The sequence below is a fragment of the Reyranella soli genome (assembly GCF_007992495.1).
GTDB classification, from domain to species: Bacteria; Pseudomonadota; Alphaproteobacteria; order Reyranellales; family Reyranellaceae; genus Reyranella; species Reyranella soli.
On record NZ_BKAJ01000380.1, the window covers coordinates 1 to 935 of the forward strand.

Genomic DNA, 935 nt, shown 5'->3' on the forward strand with positions numbered 1-935 from the left:
CAGCGAGCCGACGTTCTACAACTGGAAGAGCAAGTACGGTGGGTTGGAGGTGTCGGAGGCGAAGCGGCTGAAGGCGCTGGAGAGCGAGAACGGCAGGCTGAAGAAGCTGCTGGCGGATGCCATGCTGGACAATGCGGCGTTGAAGGATCTGCTGACAAAAAAATGGTGACGCCCGCTGCCAAGCGAGAGGCCGTGGCTCACCTCAAGAGCGTCCATGAGATGAGCGAGCGGCGGGCGTGCCGGGTGATCGGCTGCCAGCGCATGACAGTGCGCTATCACCGGCGTCGGCCCGACGATCCCAGGCTGCGAGATCGGCTTGTGGCGCTGGCCCGGGAACGTCGCCGCTTCGGCTACCGCCGCTTGCTGATTTTCCTGCGCCGCGAGGGCTTTGTGGTAAACCACAAGCGGCTGTTCCCGCCTCTATCGCGAGGAACGGCTGATGGTGCGCAAACGGGGCGGCCGCAAGCGAGCGTTGGGCCCGCGCGCACCGATGCCGGTACCGTCCCTGCCGAACGATCTGTGGGCGCTGGACTTCGTCTCCGATCAGCTGGTCAGCGGGCGACGGTTCCGCATTCTGGTGATCTACGACGTGTGCACGCGGCGCTGCCTGGCCGCGATCGCCGACTTCTCGCTGTCGGGCAAGAGGGTGGCGCGCGAGCTCGACTTGCTGATCGCTGCCCACGGCAAGCCCAGGGCGATCGGCAGCGACAACGGCACGGAGCTGACCAGCAACGCCATCCTGGCTTGGACCGGCCAGACCGGCATCGACTGGCACTACATTGCTCTAGGCAAGCCCGTACAGAACGCCTTCATCGAGAGCTTCAATGGCCGCCTGCGCGACGAGTTCTTGAACGAGACGCTGTTCACCTCGCTCGCCCAAGTACGCATCTCACTCGAGGAATGGCGGCGGGACTACAACACCGTGCGTCCTCATT

At 64.6% G+C, this 935-nt stretch carries 1 pseudogene; it reads left to right on the forward strand.

The annotated features are described in order from the left end of the window. Positions 1 to 935 (forward strand): annotated as a pseudogene (locus tag RSO01_RS46880) (IS3 family transposase); the annotation flags it as partial.